The 13,258-nt window shown below is 45.5% G+C and carries 10 protein-coding genes; 4 read left to right on the top strand and 6 right to left on the bottom strand.

Annotation, left to right across the window (positions count from 1 at the left end; all coding sequences use genetic code 11):
* Positions 1 to 9 precede the first annotated feature (9 nt).
* The 4 genes from CRECT_RS11430 to CRECT_RS11445 all read left to right on the top strand — a co-directional run bounded on the left by CRECT_RS11430 (position 10) and on the right by CRECT_RS11445 (position 4,857).
* Entirely contained in the window at positions 10 to 1,554 is a 1,545-nt protein-coding gene (locus CRECT_RS11430; protein ID WP_002944912.1) for a fatty acid--CoA ligase, read from the top strand.
* On the top strand, positions 1,554 to 3,275 hold the full coding sequence (locus CRECT_RS11435; protein ID WP_002944916.1) for an ATP-binding protein: 1,722 nt from the start codon (positions 1,554 to 1,556) through the stop codon (positions 3,273 to 3,275). The genes CRECT_RS11430 and CRECT_RS11435 overlap by 1 nt, the downstream gene beginning before the upstream one ends.
* Before the next feature lie 24 nt (positions 3,276 to 3,299).
* Positions 3,300 to 4,460: an MBL fold metallo-hydrolase gene (locus CRECT_RS11440; RefSeq protein ID WP_002944903.1), complete on the top strand. Its 1,161-nt coding sequence runs from the start codon at positions 3,300 to 3,302 to the stop codon at positions 4,458 to 4,460.
* Between the two features lie 145 nt (positions 4,461 to 4,605).
* Complete coding sequence (locus CRECT_RS11445) at positions 4,606 to 4,857, top strand: hypothetical protein (protein WP_100067273.1); 252 nt, start codon at positions 4,606 to 4,608, stop codon at positions 4,855 to 4,857.
* Between the two features lie 12 nt (positions 4,858 to 4,869).
* Here CRECT_RS11445 and CRECT_RS11450 read toward each other — a convergent pair whose 3' ends face one another.
* From CRECT_RS11450 to CRECT_RS11475, 6 genes are all read right to left on the bottom strand, one after another.
* Positions 4,870 to 5,154, bottom strand: a complete 285-nt coding sequence (locus CRECT_RS11450; protein WP_002944901.1) for a type II toxin-antitoxin system RelE family toxin — start codon at positions 5,152 to 5,154, stop codon at positions 4,870 to 4,872.
* Positions 5,144 to 5,395, bottom strand: a complete 252-nt coding sequence (locus CRECT_RS11455; RefSeq protein ID WP_002944882.1) for a type II toxin-antitoxin system Phd/YefM family antitoxin — start codon at positions 5,393 to 5,395, stop codon at positions 5,144 to 5,146. The genes CRECT_RS11450 and CRECT_RS11455 overlap by 11 nt, the downstream gene beginning before the upstream one ends.
* An 89-nt stretch (positions 5,396 to 5,484) precedes the next feature.
* The gene (locus tag CRECT_RS11460) at positions 5,485 to 7,320 is read right to left on the bottom strand and encodes a dynamin family protein (RefSeq protein WP_002944862.1); all 1,836 of its coding nucleotides are present in this window, start codon (positions 7,318 to 7,320) and stop codon (positions 5,485 to 5,487) included.
* Complete coding sequence (locus CRECT_RS11465; protein ID WP_002944909.1) at positions 7,313 to 9,880, bottom strand: dynamin family protein; 2,568 nt, start codon at positions 9,878 to 9,880, stop codon at positions 7,313 to 7,315. Before CRECT_RS11465 ends, CRECT_RS11460 begins: the two co-directional genes overlap by 8 nt.
* 166 nt (positions 9,881 to 10,046) lie before the next feature.
* Positions 10,047 to 11,402: a coproporphyrinogen III oxidase family protein gene (locus CRECT_RS11470; RefSeq protein ID WP_002944906.1), complete on the bottom strand. Its 1,356-nt coding sequence runs from the start codon at positions 11,400 to 11,402 to the stop codon at positions 10,047 to 10,049.
* Positions 11,403 to 12,339: 937 nt separating this feature from the next.
* Complete coding sequence (locus CRECT_RS11475; protein WP_002944853.1) at positions 12,340 to 13,131, bottom strand: DUF2314 domain-containing protein; 792 nt, start codon at positions 13,129 to 13,131, stop codon at positions 12,340 to 12,342.
* Positions 13,132 to 13,258: the final 127 nt, after the last annotated feature.

The following is a 13,258-nucleotide window of genomic DNA, read 5'->3' on the forward strand; positions in this document are numbered from 1 at the left end:
GGCGCGGTAATGAACTACCCTTATGAAAATTTCGAGGACATGCTAAATGCCGCGATAGCTAAAAACGGCAGCGGCATCGCGGTCTATACCGAAACGGGTAAAGTTAGCTACAAACAGTTACGAGAGGACGCATTTACGCTGGCGGCGTTTTTGCAAGGTATGGGTGTGAAAAAGGGCGAGCGCGTCGCGATGATCGTAAGCAACTCGCCCGAATTTATCGTCGGCTACTTTGCTATCACGCTGCTTGGCGCGATTGCCGTGCCGATAAACACATTTTTAAAATACGAAGAATTCGAATACATCATAAACGACTGCGGAGCGAAATTTCTATTTGCTTCCGCTCAACTTGCAAAAGAGATAAGAGGGCTGGAGAGCAAAACGGCGATAAAAAAAATCATCTGGATCGGCGATAGAGACGAATTTGACGAAACAAACATCAGCTACGCGCACGCGTTAGGCTGTAAAATCGAGCTAAATTTGACCGATCGACCGAAGCTTGACGACCTAGCCCACATCATCTACACCTCGGGCACCACGGGCAAGCCAAAGGGCGCGATGATCAGCTACCGCAACCTCATCTCAAACGTAGGATGCGCGCACGAAGTCTTTCACGTGCGCACGCGGGATAGGTTTGCGGTGTTTTTGCCGATGTTTCATAGTTTCACTCTCACGGCGATGGTGCTGCTGCCGATATTTGCGGCGTGTTCGCTCATTTTGGTTAGATCGATTTTTCCGTTTTCAAACGTCCTAAAACAAGTCCTGCTCAAACGCGCGACCGTATTTTTAGGCGTGCCGGCGATCTACACGGCTATCGGCAAGGCCAAAATCCCGTGGTATTTTCGCTGGTTTAACTGCGTTAGAATTTTCATCAGCGGCGGAGCGCCTTTGGCCGAGCAAACTATCACCGATTTTCGCGCTAAATTTCCGCGCGCGGTGCTGATAGAGGGGTATGGCCTTAGCGAATGCTCGCCTATCGTCTCGGCAAACACGCTGCAAAAGCAAAAAATCTCAAGCGTCGGCTTGCCGCTGCCTGGCTACGAAGTAAAATGCATAAACGACGAGATGATGGAGCTGCCCGCAGGCGAAGTGGGCGAGCTCATCGTAAAAGGCGACTGCGTGATGCAAGGCTACCTAAACATGCCCGATGCGACCGACGATACGATCATAAACGGCTGGCTGCGCACGGGCGATCTCGTTAAGATCGACGAGGAGGGCTATATCTTTATCGTCGACCGCAAAAAAGACCTCATCATCTCAAAGGGCATCAACATCTATCCGCGCGAGATCGAGGAGGTGCTCTTTAAGCTACCCGAAGTCGAGGCAGCCGCCGTTATCGGCGTCAGAGACGAGCACGCGGACGAGGAGGTCACGGCGTTTATCCAGTTTAAAGAAGATATGAGCCTGGATGAAAAAGAGATCCGCGCGCATCTCAAAAAACACTTGGCGAATTTTAAAATTCCAAAGACCATTTATTTTAAAGACGAACTGCCTAAAAACGCGACGGGCAAGGTGCTAAAGCGCGTTTTAAAAGAGCAGATAAGGGGTGAAATTTAGTGCGGTTTTTGATAGAGTTTATCGGCAAAGAGCAAAATTCTAAAATTTCCTCGCTCATAAAATGCAGCGAAAACGAGGCGAAAATTTTACGCCATCTAAGCAAAGGCTACGTCGAAGGCACTCCGCAAAGTAGCGCTTACGACGTGCTTTGCGCAGTTTTTGGCAGCGAGGAGTACAAATTTCTAGCAGGACTTACAGACGTAAAAAACCTGTTAGAGAGCGGCTGGATCGTGCAGGGCTTTTCTATCTTTAAAAACCAGGGCGCAGAGGGCGCAGGCTCAAATTTACTCGGCTTGCTTCACAGCGAGATCTCGCTATCGCCGCTTTTTCTAAAAATTTTAGAAAAAGGCGAGTTTGAGCTCACGCTGCCTGCAGTCGCGCCCTACGCCGATCACCTCGACTACCTAAAAGACCAGTTCTTGCGTGTGGAGCTTTACGGCAAGCTCTCGTTTTTTAGCAAAAACGTATCAAGCGACGCCAAAAGCCGCCTCGAAAAAGACGTGAAAGAGCTAGAAGCCATCATCGAAAAACGGCTAAATTTAAGCAAAATTTTGGTTTCCGTCGAGCAAATTTTCAAAGATAACGCGCTAAACGACAAAGAACAGCTTATTTTCCTCGCGCTTTTAAAGGAAGAATACGTCGGCGAAACGGACGCAAACCGCGATCTAAACGCGCTTGTGGGGATTTTAAGTGCGGACGAATTTGAGCGCATCAAAAATCGCGCCCTACTCGACGAGGGCTCAAAGCTAATCGAAAACGGCCTCATCGACTACGACGAATCGCTAAATACCTACGGCGGCTTTAGCAGGACGTTTTACATAACCGACGAAATTTTACAAAGCGTAATGCACCCAAAAACCGAGAGCAAAAGCAAAAAACTAGCGCTAGAAACTCTCGTAAAAGAGCAGGAAATCTTTGAGCTCATCGAGCCCTCTACCGACATAAACGACGTCGTGCTGGACGTCAAGGTAAAAGAGCTACTGGACGCGATCCTAAAACAAGTAGATCGCCGCGTACTAGCGCGCCTATCTAGTTGGGGCATCAAGTCGCGCAAAAACGTGGACGCCAAAATCATCTTTTACGGGCCGCCTGGTACGGGCAAAACCATGAGCGCGCTAAGCCTCGCAAAGAGCCTAAAAAAGCAGGTTCTTAGCTTTGACTGCTCTAAAATTTTGAGCAAATACGTCGGCGAAAGCGAACAAAACGTGCGTAAAATTTTCGACACCTACAAAGAAATCTGCGCTAAGAGCAAAAGCGAGCCCGTGCTGCTGCTAAACGAGGCCGATCAGTTTCTAAGCACGCGCGTCGAGGGCGGCAGCGGCGCGGACAAGATGCACAATCAAATGCAAAATATATTTTTGGAGCAAATCGAGCGATTTGAGGGCGTGCTCATCGCCACGACGAACTTCTTGCAAAGCCTGGATATCGCGTTTTCTCGCAGGTTTGATTATAAGATCGAGTTTAAAAAGCCCGACCTCGCCGCTCGCCTTGCGATCTGGCGCAAAGTGCTACCCGAAAATGCGAGCTTTGAGGAAAATTTCGACGTCAAACAGCTGGCTAAATTTGAGCTAAGCGGCGCGCAAATCATGCTCGCGCTCAAAAATACCGCGCTAAAAGTAGCCGTACGCGAGGACGGGATATTTACGATGAGCGACTTTGAAAGCGAGATCAAACGCGAGATGAGCTCAAATTTCGGCGAGGATAAGAAGGTCGGGTTTTAATATAAATATTATAAAGGAGTCACTATGGTGCATGGAAAATTTAAATTTGATATGGTAGGGCAGGGTCTATTTTATTGGGGTATCCTTAATGTTAATGGTCGCCAATTTAGTTTCGTATACGACTGCGGAAGCACAAGCCAAAATAGAATCAACGAAAGAGTTGAAAACTTCAAGGAAATACTAGGGTGTGATAAAGAGTTAGATATGCTTGTGATTTCGCACTTTGACAAAGACCATATGAATGGTGTAAGTGAACTTCTAAGAGATACTAAAGTTAAAAATATTTTTATCCCATATTACCATCTAGATGATTACTTGCTTTTTGTATGTTTTATATACGGTTACGGTATAGCTGCAAACATAGGAAATATCATACTTGTTCCGTCGACAAACAATATGAATGGAGGTATTGGAATTTTAGGAGATGACCATATTGAATTACCACGCGCAAATGATATTCCAGGTAAAATGAAAATACCTAATAAAAATGTATTTATAAACAATAAAGAAGAATTTGATCTTGAGAAAATCTGGGAGTTTAAATTTTACAACGTAGAATTAAAATCCAAAGACTATTATGGCATTGAAAGTGAGATAAAAAAGAAACTCGATGACTCTTCTTTAGAAGAATTTATTAAAAAACCTAGCTCAAAACAAGAATTACAAGATATTTACAAAAAATATATAAAAACTCACCACAACAATAGCGAACAAAATCAATCCAGCCTATGCCTATACCACGGCCCGCGTGACGACCTAAGACTATTAATGCGCTGCTGTTGTATCTGTGGACTAAAATTAAGCCGTTATATCCATGATTTTTACCGGTTTTACGTTCGTAAATCAAGGGTTTGTGGATTAATGTCAAACGGTACTATTTTGACTGGAGATATATCGCTAGTCGATAGCGCCTCTGATAAAGAAAAGCCATACTACGATTCTTTTATACAATGTTTTGAAAAATATCTAGAAAAGACGGGCGTCTTTCAGATACCTCATCATGGCTCAAAAAATACTTGGAATAAGCAAATACTAGAAGATTTTCCAAATTCTATTTTTGTAAATTCTGCCAGCGAAAATAACCACAACCATCCAGATAGAATAGTATTGTGCGATATATTAAATATTGGTAGAAATATTAGATTCTCAAACGAGAGATATGGAGTATGTTATAAAATTTTATGAATTGAAATAAATTTAACCATTTGGGTTTTTAACACACTTTGTTTTTAGCACAAATTTAGCAAGGTCGCTAAGTTTGGGTCATTTTGTTTATCAATTTGACGAACTAAATTCGGGCTTGTCTCGGCTAAATTTAAAAGGATTTAAAATGAGCGATTTTTTACTCCGCCAAGCAAAGCTGTTTTTAGGCTTCACCGCCGTTTGCGTACTTTTGTACGCGGGCGTTTATCTCGTCTCAAAAGAGTATTTTGACGAATTTTTAGTCGGCGTTTTCGTCCTTTACGTCGTTTTACTCGCTATTTTTATTTTTAAATTTATCAAACTGCTTTTAGGCTTTAAAAACGACGACAAAAAGCCTGTTTGGGAGCAAATTTTAACTTGGCTATCAAATGTCGCTTAAATTTAGCCGACGCTAAATTCTATCTTTTAGCAACTCATACGCTTCATCGTTTTCTCTTCTGCCGACGACTAAAACTATGATTGTTATCTGGGCGTCTTTTACTTGATAGGCTAGTCGGTAGCCCGCATCCTTTAACTTGATTTTGTAGATATTTTCATAGCCGCGTAGTTTATCCTTAGCTACTTTGGGATTTTCTAGGCGCTCGGCGAGCTTCTTTTTAAACTGCGCCTTTACGCTATTATCCAGTTTTTGCCACTCTTTTAAAGCGCTAGGTAAAAACTCTAACTCATAGCTCATCTAAGCTTACTTTTACGGGCTTTTCGCCACTTGCCAGCGCAGTATCTACGGCTTTATTTAGATGATAGTCGTCTATTATTTCGATCATCTTTTCATACACGGCGCTTGGTACCAGATAGGCGCTAGGCACGTTATGGTTTAGTATCGCTACGACATTGCCCTTTGCTTGCTTTAAAATTTGAGCCGGAGATTTTTTTAGCTCGCTTATGCTAGCGGTAAAATTTGCTTGTATGGTTTGCATTTTTATCCTTTATTTGATGTCTAAAATAGTATTAAATAAAGTATAAAATACAGCTTAAATCTAATGCTAAATTTACACTAAAACCAAAACTACCCGCCAAACCATTCGCCCGCTTTTAAAATTTCATCCCTTAGCCTCTCGTGTCCGGCCGATAGGGCCGCGATCTTAGCTAGTTTTTCGTCCTTTATCTGCGCAAATTCGCTCTTTAACGCCGATAAAATTTTATTTAAAAATGACGCGTTTCCCAGCATCTCATTTTCAAATTCGTATAAATTTAGCGATAGCAAAACGCGGTCTTGTACCTCGTCAAAGCTCGGGATAAACAGCGCAAAGCCGTTTTGCTCGTGCGCGCGCATCGAGCCAGCTATCTTTTCTTTTAGAAAATACACGGCGATTTTAACGGCATTTTCGTAGTTTGCGGCGACTTTGAGGTTTAGCTTTTCAAAAAACAGCGCCGTCTTTTGCAGCCCTTTAAATTTCGCCGTCTCATAGTCTCGCAAAAACGTCCTATACACCTGCCCCGCATATGTCCTAACGTCGGCAAACACAGTGTCCGAGTGCGTTTCGTCCTCTTTTTGCGCGTTTTCGAATTCGGATTTATAAATCATAAACTCGCGCTCCAGCCGAGCGTAAATTTCATCCAGAGCCACGCCGATCTCCTCCTGCAGCGCGCTTAAACCCCGCTTATACGTTCTAAAAAATTTGGCGAATTTCACGTCGTTGTAGATGAGTTTTGAAAACACCTCGTCGCTGTCAAAATCCACCGCCTCATACGCGCTAGCTTCAAAATACTCGCCCTTTAGCAGAGTTTTTCGCGGCGAGTATTTATACTTTTTCTCGCTTTTTAGGCTAGCTAGGATCTCGTCTGCGACGAGCTTTGCGACGTGTTTTAGCTCGTTAAAGGCTAGCTCGATTTTCGGCTTAAATTTTTCTTGTACGGCTTTTAAATTTGACTCCAGCTCGGCGTCGAATTTAGCGATTATCTCGCCCGCTTTTTCGTAAATTTTAGCGATTCGCTCGTGCTGAGCAGCGTTTACGGCGACCAGCCTAGCGCACTTTTCGCGCACGAATTTTTCTTTTATCTCTTCGCCGCCAAAAAGCTCGCGGATGGCGCTTATCGCCGCGCCAAAATTTGACTCTGCTAAAAGCGTCGCGTCGCCCGCGGCTTGCGCTTTTACGGCTTGCTTAGCAGAAACTGCGATAATGCGCTCAAAAAATCGCCCGTACGTCGTTTGCGCGTGAGTTTTGAGGCGCTCAAGCTCATCGTTGCTTAGCTTATCTTTTTGATTTAGCAAACAGATCGCCGTTTTGCCACCGTCCGCTAAAAACTCCTCGATCTGAGTGGCTTCGCTAGCGCGCGCGGCGTTGTCGGCTAGGCTTAGCCAGATGACGCCCGCGACGTCTTTTAGCACTTCGTGCGTGACGGCAGTGTCGGCCTTTGAGAGCGAATTTAGCCCGGGCGTATCGACGAAATTTACCAGCTTTAAAATTTCAGAGGGCGCATAAACGCAAAGCCTGCTCACCTCATCGCCAAACACGCGCTGATCGGCGAATCGCCCTATCTCCTCGACGCCCAGATACAACTCTCTGCCGTTTTCGTAAAGCACGCTAAGAGCGGGTGCGGCGCCGTATCTGATAAAAGTCGGCTTTGAAGTCACGGGAGTTAGACCTGATGGTAAAATCTCGCTACCCAAAAGCGCATTTAAAAACGTCGATTTGCCGCTAGAAAACTGCCCGAGGGTAGCGACCGTAAGCGGGCTGGATAAAAACAGATCGAGTTTATTTAGCTCCTGTTTTAGTTCGGCGCTCGGGTGAAATTTGGGCTCGGTTAGCTCGTTTTGCAGCCGCCTAAATCGCCCGTGAAAATCGTCCGAAAATATCTTAAAATACCGCGTTTTATACGCGTTTATAAACTCCTCAAACACTTTGCAGCTCCAAATTTATAGCATTTATCGCCTCGCTTTGCGAGTTTAGTCGCTCTAGCTCGCGCGAGTCCCGCCCGCTAGTTTTCGATAGCTCGGCAAGCTCGATTTTTAGCGCCTCTTCGCTGATCGCAAGCGCCTTTTCTTGCTCTTTTAGCGCGGCTTCGATTTGCTTTTTAAACTCTCTTTTTTCAAATTCGCTAAGCTCGAAAACGAAATTTTTTATCCGCCGGGTGCCCAAAAACTCCTCCGCGGCTACTTTGGCGGCTTCGGCTACGCCTTGCGCGCCCGAGTTTGCCGCGCTAGTCACCGCGTCTGCGACCTGGGCGCACTCTAAATTTATCCCTTTTGAGTTCAGATAGTCGTTTATGCTAAAGACCTCGGCCACCGCCGTTTTGCCCTCAAATTCGCCGAATTTTAGCGCGATATTTTGCGTGCACGCGGTGATTTGCCGCACGATTTCGTTGCGATTTTGACGCATCAAGGCGGCAACGCCGTCTTTGATCGTAGTTTGCGCGATGCGCGAGAGACGCTGCGGGTCAATCTTTTGTTTTTTAGAGGCCGCGTAGCTTACGTCATCCGCAACGCGCTGCTTTAGCGTTTGCGCTAGCGACCTTAGGCCCAGCTCGTAGCTAGCCGCGGTTTTAGCCGTATCTAGGCGTTCCAGCTCCTCTTTTACCGCGCCCCTCACGTCCTCTAGACGGCTAGCTAGCGCGGCTTTTTGCTCGTTTAGTTCAAAAAGCTTTTGCGATAAGCTCAAATTTGAGCCCGTTAGCTTTAAAATCTCGCTTTGCGTATCCGCCGCAAACTGCGCGCAGACGCGGCCGAGCTCCTTTTTATACGCCTCGATACCAAGGCGAGATTTTTGGCTATTTTGACCAAAAAGCGTCTCGTAAAGATACTCCTTAAACTCCTCGACGCCGCTGTTTTGCCCGCCCTCAAAGTAGCTTTTGGCGCTCACGGCGAAAAACTCCGCCCCGACACCCAGCTCCCGCGTGCGCTCCTCGACGCTCTTTTTGGCGTAGGCGGCGACCTCGTTTAGCTCGCCATCCTTTAGCACGTCCGCGTGCGTGAGTAGCACGGCGAGCCTCACAGTGTGGGAGTTTTGCAGGCTTGAGACTATGAAGTCCAGATCCTTTTGCGTGGCGCTTTGCGAGACGTTCATCAGGTGTACCATCAGGTCGCACTCCCGCATAAATCGCCTCACCAGCTCCTCGCGCAGAGCCACCGCGTCGTCGATGCCGGGCGTGTCGATGATGCGCACGTTATCCTTTAAAAGCTCCAAATTTTCGTAAAGCTCGACGCTTTTTACAAATTTTGCGTATTTTGAGTCCGCCGAGGTGTAGCGCTTGATCTCGTCCGTTTTGACCGTTTTGCTTGCAGGCAGATCGGCGCAAATTTGGCTCGCTTGCAGCTGGCTTTCTTGGATTAAATTTTGCGCGGCGTTTGGCTGCACGGCTTGGTTTTTTGATGTTTGAACACTGTTTTTTTGCGTTTGTTTTTGCGGCTCGCCGTCTTTAGTTTGGTTTTGCGGCTGGCTTACGGCCGCGAATTTGCCGTGTTGCGTTTGCGTTATATCTCGGCTTATCTGCGTTTGATTCAGGTCGTTTGTTTTACCGTCTTGCAAGCTTACGACGAGGCTTTCAAATTTGGCGTCTTGATTTTTTTCGCCGTTGCTTAAGGCGGTTAAATTTGGCTTTGCGCTAGAGCCGTCAAATTTGGCTTGCGACGTATCGCCGTCCGCGCCGAATTTGTCGCTTAAATTTTGCGCCGCCTTGCTTGGATCGCCTTCAAATTTGACGCTCAAATCGCCGTAAATTTCGGCTATATCATCATCTTGATCTTGCGCTATTCCAAGCTCCCTTAGCTCCGCTTCGCTCCAAAAATTTACTTTTGCAAAAGGCTCGGGCGCATACTTTAGCACGGTCAAATTTACCGTCTCGGGGACGTTTGAGGCGCCTAGGATTTTCTTGCTCAGCAGCGCGTTTAGCAAGGTTGATTTACCCGCGTTTATGACGCCCGTAACCGCGACGTTAAACTCTAGCTCACGCGCTTTTTGCCGCGCTTTTGCCGCCGTGTTTGCGACGTCCGCGCTCGGGTTTAGCGATAAAATTCGCTCGCAGATATCGTTTAACGCGTCTATTTTTTGGTGAAAGACGTCGGATTTTTTAAAATTTGAGCCATCGTGTTCATTTTGGGTCGGCAAATCTGTGCCAAGAGAGCACAAAAACGCCGAAAGCCGCTTAAAATGCTCAGCGGAGATTATGTTTTCATTTTGCAGGATTTCTAGCGCGGCGAGTAGTTTTGATTTTGAGATTTTTGCGAATTTTAGAGCGTTTATCGCACCTAGTTGGGCGCACTGGAGACTGTATATGTCGGCCTTTAGACCAAGCGCGTGAAGGATATCTCTAAACTCCTTTAGCGCCATAAATCTATCGAAATTTTCCGTATCCGCGGCGAGCAAAACGGCTAGATTTCGTTCGTCTGCGAGAATTTGCGTTTTGGGGTCTAAAAATAGCTTAAGAGCGCCCCAAATTTCGCTTAAAAATTTATCCGTATCCACCGCTTCGCCTTTGATAAAATTTGCGTCCGCAAGGTCGCTTTGGGGCGAAATTTAGCATAAATTAAATTCAAATAAGCTTGGGCGGCGGGTTATTTTCGCGATAAATTTAAAGCGGTTCGCAGAGGAGTCAAATTTAGCGGCAAAACCGCGTCAAATTTGACCGGGTTTACACCGCAGCGCGCGGAGAGATGAGGGCGTCGTCGAAACTTGGCTCCGTATTTTCGTTCATTATGCGTAAAATTTTGCTGCGTTTGATCTTCGCATCGTCCTTAAATATCGCGCGCACCTTGTCCATACCCGCGTAAAAGTCGCGCATGAGCACGAGACAGAGGTATCTGCCAAAGCCGGTCGGTATTATGCGGCCGCCATCCTCGTAGATCGCGCTTACGAGCTTTAGCAAATTTAGCTCGACAAAGAGCTCTTTTTTGATATCCGCGCGGTTAAATTCGTTGTATTGTGCGATATTTACGCCGCCGTCAAAGAGCTCGGTGAGGAAGATGTATTTGAGTCGCTCTTTTTTCGTAAAGCCGCATTTTGCGATGACCGGGCTCTCGCCGTTTTTGACGCGGCGGCCGTAGTCGAGGAGATTAAAGGCGTTGATGACGAGCTCGCCGTTTAAAAAGCTAAATGCGCCGCTGCCCACGCCAAGATACTCGTGGTGGCTGCCGACGTATTCGTCGCGTAAATTTGCGTTATCGCGGCCAAACGCCCAGGCGTTGCTCTGATGATAATCGCTAAAATTTTCGCAGATCAGCTCATAAAATTCGCGCTCGTTGTCGCTATCCGCGACGCCTAGCGACTTTGCGATCGCGTCGCGCGTGAGCGGAGATTTCATCAGCGGATAGAAAGTGATCTGCTCGGGAGCGATGGATTTTGCGATTTTTACGTCGTTTAGCAGCTGCTCTTTGGTTTGGTTCGGGAGGTTAAAGATAAGATCTAAACTCAAAGTCGGCAAGATACCCATGGCTTTTTTAAGCTTTTCTTGTAAAACCTCGCTAGAGCCGAATTTCTCGTGTCTGGCGACCTTTTTTAAGATCTCGTCGCTAAAACTTTGCACGCCGACGCTTAAGCGGTCGATGAGACCCTGAAAACGCTTTAAATTTTCAGGCTCGATGTGATTTGGGTCGCTCTCGCAGGAAACGTCTTTGATATCAAAAAGCTCTTTGGCCAAAATCAGCGTCTTTTCGAGCTCGGGTTCGTTTATGAGCGTCGTGCCGCCGCCGACGTAAAGGGATGTGAAGTTAAATCCCGCGTCTTTGACCTGTCGCATCTCTTGCCTTAAATTTTCAAAGTAAATTTTAGCTATCTCTTGTTCATAATGATACTTGTGAAACGAGCAATACGGGCAAAACGTATGACAAAAGGGCACGTGCGCGTAGAGCATGTATTCGGTACCCTGCTTTGGCTTTTTGGCGTATTTTTGATCTAAAATATTGATATTAAGGCCGCTATAGAGTGATTTTTGCATAGTATTATGGGCGTAATTAACCGCAAATTTTTCTACAATATTCTTAAACCCCATAATTAATTCCTTTTTTAAATTTATCGCGTATTTTACTTATATTTTGCTGAAAATAAAATTTTAAAGCGCTAGTTTAACTTATTTAAATAAATTTTGCGTAAATTTTAGCGGCGATATTACGGTCGCGCTTATATATTTTTATATATAAACATCGTCAAATTTGACCTAAAAGCGGACGGCGTTTTTGAGCTAGGTTACGGTTTAAGGGCGTTAGAGATACAATACGGCTTATTAAAGGTAATTGCAGATGTCGGAGATAGCACAAGATTTAATAACTTTCGGCGTAGAGATTTTTATTTTCGGCTTGATTTTAAATTTTAGAAGCCTTCAGGTATGTCGTAAAGATGTCGCAGGCCGGATATTTGCTTTTGGAGCGTTTAAAGAAGTATTTGCGAGCAAGCCCGATATTAAAGAACCCGCAGAAAAACACGGGCTTATCAATTTTTTAAACAGATTATATTTTACGCTGTTTGCGGCAGCTTTTTATTTATAAATTCTCTGGTATGGATCGGGCCGATTTGCATTATTTTAAGTTCGATTATCGTGATTTTTGATATTTTTCGGTAAGCTAAATTTAATCGCCTTATTTGTATCCAAAAGAGTTTGACGGACGTCGTTTGTTTTTGCTTTCTTGATTTGCGCAAATTTTTATTAAAACAAACCACTCCTCGCCCTGTTCACCGAGCTTTTATATGCAATCATTCGCCGCGCCAGGATCAGCGGTAGCGCTCCTCAACCCCGCTAGCGATTTTAGATAGCTATAAAGCTTTAAGCATTCGTTTATTTTTCCTTGCCTGTAATTCTTCGATATTTTTTGACTATTTTAGCACTACGCACCTCGCGACTAGCATGCAAAACAACGCCGTAAAGATAAATCTCAAGAATTCTTAAATTTAAGCCAAATTTAGCTAAGCGTTAAATTTGGCCTAAAGGTCGATTAAGCAAGCGCTTTAACGATATCTTTCCAGCCCAAATTCTCGGCAAAATCAATCGCTCTTTTACCGCTTTTCGTGCGTATATTTTTGTCCGCGCCGTTTGCCAGCAGTACGTTTATGAGCGCTAGATTGCCCGCGAGCGCCTCGTGGTGCAGCTGCGTAAATCCGAGCTCATCGGCGTCAGAGACGATACTTGGGTGCTCTTTGACGTATTGCTCGAACTGCTCACGCATATTTTCGCTCATCGGATGCTCGGTTAAATTTTCCGGATGCTCTTTTTGCTCATAAACCACCAAAATATCGTTAAAATCACCAAAATCAAGCCCCCACGCTTTATCGTGCTCTTTTAGCTCGCCCTTTTGCATGCGCGAGCGCATCGCCTGCACGCTAAATCCGCCGTACGCGCGTCCGCCCACTGCAAACATCCAGTCGCTCATCTCGTCTATTTTTGCATTCACGCGGTCGCCGTTTTTTACGTTTTGCACGGCGTCAGGCTCGTTTACGAGCGTGCCCGAGATAGTCTCGCCGTCAAAATCAATGTCGTTTATCCACATATGCTCGCCGACTTCCTCGCCGTCCACGACGTCTAAAAAACAAATTTTAACCATCGCAAAATCAAGCCCGGGCACGACCCTGTGGCGCTCCCAGTAAAGCTCGCGCCAAAAATACCTAAAGCTCTCGCGCGCCTGCTCGAATGCGCGCTGCATATAGTCTTCTTCGTTACTTGCGAAATAAATCGGCATTTGCTCGCCCAGATCGACTTGTTTGCCGAAAATTTTCTTAAAAAAGCCCATTTTTTATCCTTACTTTTTAAATTTAGATGAATCAAATTTGAATACAGAATGATAAGGCGAAAGATTTTTCGCTTAATCAAGGCGAAATTTAATTTTTAGCGCAGGCTAACCAAGTAGGTTGCCGAGC

The sequence above is a fragment of the Campylobacter rectus genome (assembly GCF_004803795.1).
GTDB classification, from domain to species: domain Bacteria; phylum Campylobacterota; class Campylobacteria; order Campylobacterales; family Campylobacteraceae; genus Campylobacter_A; species Campylobacter_A rectus.

Excerpts from the sequence above, each read along its gene's own strand:
- CRECT_RS11450 (WP_002944901.1), bottom strand. The coding sequence starts at position 5,154 with ATGAGCTATGAGTTAGAGTTTTTACCTAGCGCTTTAAAAGAGTGGCAA.
- CRECT_RS11455 (WP_002944882.1), bottom strand. The coding sequence starts at position 5,395 with ATGCAAACCATACAAGCAAATTTTACCGCTAGCATAAGCGAGCTAAAA.
- CRECT_RS11430 (WP_002944912.1), top strand. The coding sequence starts at position 10 with ATGAACTACCCTTATGAAAATTTCGAGGACATGCTAAATGCCGCGATA.
- CRECT_RS11440 (WP_002944903.1), top strand. The coding sequence starts at position 3,300 with ATGGTGCATGGAAAATTTAAATTTGATATGGTAGGGCAGGGTCTATTT.
- CRECT_RS11470 (WP_002944906.1), bottom strand. The coding sequence starts at position 11,402 with ATGGGGTTTAAGAATATTGTAGAAAAATTTGCGGTTAATTACGCCCAT.
- CRECT_RS11445 (WP_100067273.1), top strand. The coding sequence starts at position 4,606 with ATGAGCGATTTTTTACTCCGCCAAGCAAAGCTGTTTTTAGGCTTCACC.
- CRECT_RS11475 (WP_002944853.1), bottom strand. The coding sequence starts at position 13,131 with ATGGGCTTTTTTAAGAAAATTTTCGGCAAACAAGTCGATCTGGGCGAG.